The organism is Arthrobacter sp. FW306-1B-F12A (genome assembly GCF_058781865.1).
Map to the genome: position 1 here is coordinate 40,994 of NZ_JBYSXD010000036.1, position 6,928 is coordinate 47,921.

Annotated in this window: 10 protein-coding genes; 2 read left to right on the plus strand and 8 right to left on the minus strand. The window is 63.7% G+C overall.

Annotated features, from left to right (window positions below; all coding sequences use genetic code 11):
• Positions 1-20 precede the first annotated feature (20 nt).
• The 8 genes from AC3WJU_RS16195 to AC3WJU_RS16230 form a co-directional block, all read right to left on the minus strand.
• Entirely contained in the window at positions 21-1,064 is a 1,044-nt protein-coding gene (locus tag AC3WJU_RS16195) for a cation diffusion facilitator family transporter (protein ID WP_284988569.1), read from the minus strand.
• The gene (locus tag AC3WJU_RS16200; protein WP_059388880.1) at positions 1,061-1,423 is read right to left on the minus strand and encodes an ArsR/SmtB family transcription factor; all 363 of its coding nucleotides are present in this window, start codon (positions 1,421-1,423) and stop codon (positions 1,061-1,063) included. Before AC3WJU_RS16200 ends, AC3WJU_RS16195 begins: the two co-directional genes overlap by 4 nt.
• Positions 1,424-1,729: 306 nt before the next feature.
• Positions 1,730-2,332, minus strand: coding sequence for a DNA-3-methyladenine glycosylase I (locus AC3WJU_RS16205; RefSeq protein ID WP_492260350.1), 603 nt, complete (start codon positions 2,330-2,332; stop codon positions 1,730-1,732).
• A 56-nt stretch (positions 2,333-2,388) separates the two neighbouring features.
• The gene (locus tag AC3WJU_RS16210; RefSeq protein WP_492260351.1) at positions 2,389-3,084 is read right to left on the minus strand and encodes an alpha-ketoglutarate-dependent dioxygenase AlkB family protein; all 696 of its coding nucleotides are present in this window, start codon (positions 3,082-3,084) and stop codon (positions 2,389-2,391) included.
• Positions 3,081-3,701, minus strand: coding sequence for a methylated-DNA--[protein]-cysteine S-methyltransferase (locus AC3WJU_RS16215; protein WP_492260352.1), 621 nt, complete (start codon positions 3,699-3,701; stop codon positions 3,081-3,083). The genes AC3WJU_RS16210 and AC3WJU_RS16215 overlap by 4 nt, the downstream gene beginning before the upstream one ends.
• Positions 3,698-4,204, minus strand: a complete 507-nt coding sequence (locus AC3WJU_RS16220; protein ID WP_492260353.1) for an RNA polymerase sigma factor — start codon at positions 4,202-4,204, stop codon at positions 3,698-3,700. Before AC3WJU_RS16220 ends, AC3WJU_RS16215 begins: the two co-directional genes overlap by 4 nt.
• Positions 4,204-4,713 carry a methylated-DNA--[protein]-cysteine S-methyltransferase gene (locus AC3WJU_RS16225; RefSeq protein WP_059388882.1) on the minus strand — a complete coding sequence of 170 codons (510 nt, stop codon included), beginning with the start codon at positions 4,711-4,713 and terminating at the stop codon, positions 4,204-4,206. The genes AC3WJU_RS16220 and AC3WJU_RS16225 overlap by 1 nt, the downstream gene beginning before the upstream one ends.
• A 42-nt stretch (positions 4,714-4,755) precedes the next feature.
• Positions 4,756-5,007 (minus strand): cell division protein CrgA, encoded by a 252-nt coding sequence (locus AC3WJU_RS16230; protein WP_059388883.1) that lies wholly within the window; start codon positions 5,005-5,007, stop codon positions 4,756-4,758.
• A 178-nt stretch (positions 5,008-5,185) separates the two neighbouring features.
• Here AC3WJU_RS16230 and AC3WJU_RS16235 point away from each other — a divergent pair, with 178 nt between their 5' ends.
• A complete protein-coding gene (locus AC3WJU_RS16235) occupies positions 5,186-6,046 on the plus strand; it encodes a class E sortase (protein WP_370872727.1) in 861 nt (286 codons plus the stop codon).
• 170 nt (positions 6,047-6,216) lie between these two features.
• Positions 6,217-6,858, plus strand: coding sequence for an aminodeoxychorismate/anthranilate synthase component II (locus tag AC3WJU_RS16240; RefSeq protein ID WP_059388885.1), 642 nt, complete (start codon positions 6,217-6,219; stop codon positions 6,856-6,858).
• Positions 6,859-6,928: the final 70 nt, after the last annotated feature.

Here is a 6,928-nt window from a genome sequence, read left to right on the forward strand (position 1 = left end):
TGGGAACTGGATCCGGTCGATCAGCGGCAAGCGTCCGTAACGGCCTGTATCACCATGTCGTCGAGCTTGGGGAGCGCGTGTTCAAGCCGGTGCCTGGCCTCGCCGACAGTTTCTTCAATCGCTGACAGCGGCGCGTCGGCGACGACGATTGTCGTGGCGCCCTGCAGGCGATGGCCGACCCAACGCAGTTGCAGTTTTGGCACCGAGAATACACCGGGTGTCATTTCCAACGCCGCCTGGGCGCTGTCCAGCACCTCGGGTTCTATGCCGTCCATCAGGCGTCGTCCGATGCTGCGAACCGTTCCCCAAAGCAGGACGATGATGGCGGCCGAAATCAGCAGGCCGACAATCGGGTCCGCCAGAGGGAAACCGAGCAGAACGCCGCCTGCTCCAAGCACCACTGCGAGGGAGGTGAATCCGTCAATGCGCGCATGCACGCCGTCGGCAACCAGCGCAGCTGACCCGATCTGCCGGCCGACCCTGATCCTGTAGACGGCCACAATTTCATTGCCCGCAAAGCCTATGATTCCGGCCGCAAGAACCCACCACAGATTGTGCAGGGGTTGGGGATGGAAAAGGCGATCGATGGATTGCCATGCGGCGACCACTGCTGAAAGCGCTACGACGCCGACAATGAACAGCCCGGCAAGATCCTCCGCCCGCCCGTATCCATAGGTGTAGCGACGGGTTGCCGCACGACGTCCCAGTATGAACGCGATCCACAATGGCACTGCGGTGAGCGCGTCCGAGAAGTTGTGGATTGTGTCGGCCAGCAATGCGACGGAGCCGCTGATGAGGACCACAAGAAACTGCAGGACCGTGGTGCCCAGGAGTATGAAAAGGCTGATCTTCAGTGCCCGGACGCCCTGCGTACTCGACTCGAGGGCATCATCGATTGAATCGGCGGAATCGTGGGTGTGCGGGACAAAGAGCTCATACAGCCACCCCTTGAGACCCTTGTGGTGCGTATGGGAGTGTCCGTCGTGGTCGTGGTCGTGGTCGTGGTCGTGGTCGTGGTCGTGCACGTGGTGCTCGTGATGACCAATTTGCGGGTGACCGCTCATGCCGATTCCTGTTCTGCGCGGTGGTGTGCCGGGGTACCGCCCAAGGCGTGCTCCGCCTGGAATATTGCATCCGCGACGAGCTGGCGTGCATGCTCGTTCTCGAGGCGGTACATGACCCTGGTTCCGTCCTGTCGCGTGGAAACCATTCTCGCCAAGCGCATTTTGGCAAGGTGCTGCGACACTGCGGCCGGAGACTTCCCTAGGAGTTCCGCCAGAGCTCCGACGGCCATTTCGCCGTTCCGGAGCGCCAGGACGATCCGGACCCTCGTGGCGTCAGCCAGCATCGCGAATACTTCCACAGCCAATTCAACGTATTGGCTATCGACCCCCAGCGAGCAAGCACTCTTATCTGCATTCATACGCAGATTCTTTCACACATCCCGACTAAACCGATATCGCGGACCCGGGATAGCGAACCGGAAGCTGATGGGTCCGTGATGAGCGGGGCCAGAATGAAGTTCTCAATACCTCGGGAGTGAACTCTCCGTGAACCCGCGGACACTATCCACAGCCTTGTACACACTGGGTAAAACCACGGGACCAAGGCATGGGTGCTCGGCTATCGCCTGAATGTCGGGGATCCCGGCTTCATGTACATGGATGTCCACATGAATTGTCCACAGCTGTGGATAAAGTTACGCACTTCTGTGGAAAGGGGGTGGGTGTCAGAGCCAAACTCCCGAGCTGCCCCGACGATGGCTGTCCAGAAGGTGGGTATCGATCATCCCGATCGCCTCCATCAGCGCGTACATGGTGGTGGGGCCCACGAACGCGAAGCCCTTCTTCCGCAGCGCCTTGGACAGGGCAATCGATTCCGGCGATTGGGTAGCGACGTCGGCAAAGGTGCGCGGTTCCGGCGTCGACTCCGGTTGGAACGACCACACGAAGTCCACCAACCCGCCCTCGCTCCGCAAGGCGATCGTCGCCTTGGCGTTGGTGATGGCCGCACGGATCTTGAGGCGGTTGCGGACGATTCCCGAATCCTGCATCAACCGCTCCACGTCCGCCTCCGTGAAAGCCGCGACGCTTTCAGGGTGGAAGTACAGGAAAGCGGACCGGAATGCCTCCCGCTTGCGCAAAATGGTGGACCAGGACAGGCCCGCCTGGAAGCCCTCGAGGCTGATGCGCTCATACAAGCCCCGTTCGTCCCTTACAGGCATGCCCCACTCGTGGTCGTAGTACTCCCGCATGAGCGGGTCAACGGATGCCCACGGCGGACGCGCAAGGCCGTCGTCGCCAATGATGGTGCCGTTCTCGGGCGGGTTCATAGCTGTTCCTCCACAGGAAGCCGGGCAGAAGCTGTTGTTGCCATTGTGCCCCGGTCCTACGACATTCCCGTGACGCGCATGGTGATGTTGATCCGCCCCCTCGGCAGCCCGCAACCTTCAGGAGCCGTTCCGGGGAGGACTTTGGTGACTCCGTGGTACGCAAAACGGGAAGCGCCTCCGAACACGAAGAGGTCTCCTGAGGAGAGCCCGACGTCGGTATACGGCTTGGCGCGCGTCTCCGTGTTTCCGAAGCGGAAGAGGCAACTGTCTCCCATGCTGAGGGACACCACGGGGGCCCGGGACTTTTCGTCCTTGTCCTGGTGCATCCCCATCTTGGCGGTCTCGTCGTAGAAATTCACCAGCGCGGTGTCCGGCGTATACCTGGCGGCTTCGGCGGCGTCGCCGTACGCCTCCAACATTGCTTTGCGGCCCAGGCGCACCATCCAGTCAGGAAAGTCGAGGACCCGACGCCCGTTGACGTCAAAGGCCTCGCGTGTGTATCGATAGGGCTGCCAGTGCCAGCCGAGGCAGACTGTCCGTACGGACATCGGGTGGCCGCCGGGAAGGACGGCGGCACGCAAGGGGACGGGACCCCGCGTCCACTCTTCGAAGCGGGCCACTATCCACCGCTGCTGCTCAAGGCTCAGCCAGCCCGGAACGTGCACCGCGCCGGGCGCGATTACCCGGGGACCGGCGTCGGGCGCGTCCGGCAACTCAAGGGGAAACAGCGGTTCCGTCCACCCGGAACTCATGCTGCCTCAAGAGCCAACAAGGCGCGCTTGGCTTCCGTGCCGCCGAGGTAGTTGCCGAACGATCCATCGGATTTCACCACCCGGTGGCAAGGCACAATCACCGGCAGCGGGTTGGTGGCGCAAGCGGTGCCGACGGCGCGCACGGCTCGCGGGCTCCCGGCCGCCAAGGCCACTTGCGCGTAGCTTTCCGTGTGGCCGTAGGCGATCTGCGGCAAATGTTCAAGGACGCTGAGCCGGAACCCGCGCGAAAGGCTGAAATCCAAGGGGACGTCGAACTGGTGCCGGGTCCCGGCAAAATACTCGTCCAGTTCGCGGGCAGCCGTATCCAGGCGGCTCGCCGAGAAAAGGATCCGCGGACTGAGCTTTTCCGCGAGGAGCTGCAGTACGGCGTCGTGGCCTTCCACTTCGAACGCCACGCGCACCATGCCGCGTTCCGTGGCCGCGAGGAGCAGTTTGCCGATCGGGGAATCCACTGTGCGGTAGGCAATATCGAGCGTGTGCTGCTCCGCCGCGGCCGCTGCGAGGCGGTCGTGGAGGCGCTGCATGACGGCTGGTTCCGCGGATTCGAGGGGTGCGAGGAGCTCGGAGACGTCCGCGTCATCGTGGTGGATGGTCATGGGGTTTCTTCTTTCACGTAGCTCAAGGAGCTGTCGAGGAGAATGGTGCGCAACGCCTTGACGCCGTCGGCTCCCGCGCGGCGCGCGGCGTCGGGAGTTCCGCCGAGGAGCCCGGCGACTTCTTTGTACGGGAGCCCGGCGAGGTAGTGGTACGCCACAGCTTGGCGCTGTTTCGGCGGAAGCTGCCCGACGGCGTCGAGCACCTCCCGGTGGCCGTCGCCGGGGATGCCGAGTCCGGACGGTCGCACAGGCAGTTCGTCCACGGGAACCGGCCGGCGGTTCCTGGAGCGGACGATGTCGATGGACTTGCGGTGGGCGATGGTGACGAGCCAGGCCTGGACGTTGGCACCCGCCGGCAGTTCGGGGTAGGCCTTCAAGGCGGAGAGGAAAGTCTCGGACCAGCCGTCTTCCGCGTCATGGTCGCCGAGGACCGCGCGGCACACGCGCAGGACCGTGGGTCCGTGCTCGCGGACCACCAGCTCGAACGGCTTCTTGGGCTCCATTAGAAGAGCTTGCTTTCCTTTGCCGCCGCTGGTTCTTCGAGTTCCAGGAGGAACCGTTTGTTGTCGAGGCCGCCGGCGTAACCGGTGAGCTTCCCGTCGCGCCCCACAACCCGATGGCACGGGATGATGATGCTCAGCGGATTGCGGCCGACTGCCGAGCCGACGGCCTGGGAAAGGTTGCGATCGCCCAGTTCAGTGGCCAATTCCCCGTAGCTGACGGTTTCCCCGTACGGAATTTCTTCGAGTCTTGCCCAGACCCGCTCCTGGAAAGGATTCCCTGAAGCCTTGAACGGGACATCGAACACGGTCCGCTCGCCAGCCAGGTACTCGCCCAGTTCAAGAGCGGTTTGCTGGAACAAGGGATCCTCAGCCGGGACGGCCTCACCGAAGAACTCCGATGGCGGCTTATGCCAATGACCCTCGAAGAAAATGCCGGTCAGCAGATCGTCCTGGGCAGTCAGCGTGAGCCGGCCCAGCAGGGAATCAATGGTTGTGTGCCTGGTGGTCATGTCTGGTAGACGCTGCAGGCGGCCGAAATGTGAGGTCGCCGCTCAGGAGCGCCAGCGCGTGGTCATGAGGAAGCCGACGATCGCGATGCCGAAGCCCGCCACGATGTTCCAGGACGCCCATGCAGGTACGGGAAGCTGGCCGCTGGTGATGTAGAACGTGATGATCCACAGCAGGCCGATGATCATGAGACCGAACATGACTGGCTTGTACCAGATGGGGTTCGGTTTGTACTGCTGCGTGGTGGCCGCTTCGGTGGGGCGGGCGGCCCTCTTGCGGGGCTTGGACTCGGGCACGGTTCCTCCTTGGCCGGCTGAATGAAAGGCCGCGCGCCGGCTTGATATCCTGCAGGAAGGAAAATTCCAGCGGTCAACGCGCACGCGGCAATTCCGGGGTTCGTTCTAGCAGTCAAGTCTAGCCGGATTTCGGGGGCTGCTCGTCGTCGGGCATCCGCGCCTGCAAAGAGGAGATCCAGTGGCGCAGCAGCAGACGCAGCAAGCCGCTGCCGTGCCGGACGACGGCACAGGAACCGGCGCGGAGGGTTCCGGCCCCGCGGGACACAAGCCGCGCCCGGCGAGGCGCAAGGGACGGCCAAGCACGGGGGACGTCGTGCGCAAGATCGTCCAGGTCGTGGGCGAGTTGCTCGTCACCGCCGGACTTATCCTGCTGCTCTTTGTGGCGTGGGAACTGTGGTGGACCAACGTCGAAGCCGATGCCAAGCAAAGCCAGGCCGTCCAGGGTTTTGCCAAGAGTTTCGCGGGACCGGTGGCACCCGTTGTCCCTGCCAACCCTGCTGCACGGCCCGACTACGGGAAGCCCGTGGTTGCCGAGGCTCCCGAACACGGCGGCATGATCGGCATCATGTACATCCCTCGATTCGGCGCGGATTATTCGCGGCCCATCATCGAGGGCACCGGTTCCGACATCCTGGATACGCTGGGCCTCGGCCACTACGGAACCACGAGCATGCCCGGAGCCCCTGGCAACTTCGCCGTCGCCGGCCACCGCCAGACCCACGGCGCAGTGCTGGACAACATCCACCTCCTGGTTCCGGGCGACAAAATCTACGTGCAGACCAAAGACGGCTATTACACGTATGTCTTCCGCAACAACCAGATCGTGCTGCCCTCGCGGACGGACGTCCTTCTGCCGGTCCCCGCACAACCAGGTGCGACGCCCACCGAAAGCTACCTGACCATGACGAGCTGCAATCCGCGCTTCGGTGCGCAAGAACGCATCATCGCCTACTCCTTGTTGGAAAGCTGGCAGCCGGCATCAGCCGGGCCGCCGCAGGACATCGCCAAGCAAGTCGCCCAGACGGCCGGAAAGGGCTAAGCCATGTACGGATGGATCTTCCGCCACCTCCCGGGACCCCTCTGGGTGCGTATCCTGACATCAGCGGCACTCGTGGCATGCGCGCTTGTCCTAATGGTCCAGTTCCTCTTCCCCTGGATGTCACAATTCACTACCTTCACCGACTCAACGATTGGTTCAGCACAGCAGCCATGAGCACAACAAAAATCCTCGTCGTGGACAACTACGACAGCTTCGTCTACACCCTGGTCGGCTACCTGCAGGAGCTCGGCGCGGAAACCACAGTGGTCCGGAACGACGACGTCACTCTCGCCGAAGCGATCGAGCTGGCGGACGCGCGCGACGGCGTGCTGATCTCCCCCGGCCCCGGGACTCCCGCCGAAGCCGGCGTCTGCATTGAATTGATCAAATGGTGCGGAGACAACAACAAGCCGATGTTCGGGGTCTGCCTTGGGCACCAGGCGCTGGCCGAGGCCTACGGCGGGACTGTCACTCATGCCCCGGAGCTGATGCACGGCAAGACCTCACCTGTGCAGCACGACGGCAAGAGCGTTTTCGCCGGTCTGCCCTCGCCGGTGACGGCCACCCGGTACCACTCCCTCGCGGCTGTCCGGGAAAGCATCCCCGACGTCCTGGAAATCACGGCCGAAACCGCCAGCGGGGTTGTCATGGGCCTGCAGCATCGTTCGGCGCCGTTGTGCGGGGTGCAGTTCCACCCGGAATCGGTGCTCACCGAAGGCGGCTACCTCATGCTGGGCAACTGGCTTGAATCACTCGGAATGTCCGGGGCGGCCGCCCGTGCTGCCACCCTGAGCCCGCTGATCCAGCGCTAGCCGCCTAGTCCGCCCAGGCCGCCGCCGCCCTTGGTGTCGCTAGGCGACGGCGTGGGGGTCGGGGTGGGAC

Excerpts from the sequence above, each read along its gene's own strand:
- AC3WJU_RS16195 (WP_284988569.1), bottom strand. The coding sequence starts at position 1,064 with ATGAGCGGTCACCCGCAAATTGGTCATCACGAGCACCACGTGCACGAC.
- AC3WJU_RS16200 (WP_059388880.1), bottom strand. The coding sequence starts at position 1,423 with ATGAATGCAGATAAGAGTGCTTGCTCGCTGGGGGTCGATAGCCAATAC.
- AC3WJU_RS16205 (WP_492260350.1), bottom strand. The coding sequence starts at position 2,332 with ATGAACCCGCCCGAGAACGGCACCATCATTGGCGACGACGGCCTTGCG.
- AC3WJU_RS16210 (WP_492260351.1), bottom strand. The coding sequence starts at position 3,084 with ATGAGTTCCGGGTGGACGGAACCGCTGTTTCCCCTTGAGTTGCCGGAC.
- AC3WJU_RS16215 (WP_492260352.1), bottom strand. The coding sequence starts at position 3,701 with ATGACCATCCACCACGATGACGCGGACGTCTCCGAGCTCCTCGCACCC.
- AC3WJU_RS16220 (WP_492260353.1), bottom strand. The coding sequence starts at position 4,204 with ATGGAGCCCAAGAAGCCGTTCGAGCTGGTGGTCCGCGAGCACGGACCC.
- AC3WJU_RS16225 (WP_059388882.1), bottom strand. The coding sequence starts at position 4,713 with ATGACCACCAGGCACACAACCATTGATTCCCTGCTGGGCCGGCTCACG.
- AC3WJU_RS16240 (WP_059388885.1), top strand. The coding sequence starts at position 6,217 with ATGAGCACAACAAAAATCCTCGTCGTGGACAACTACGACAGCTTCGTC.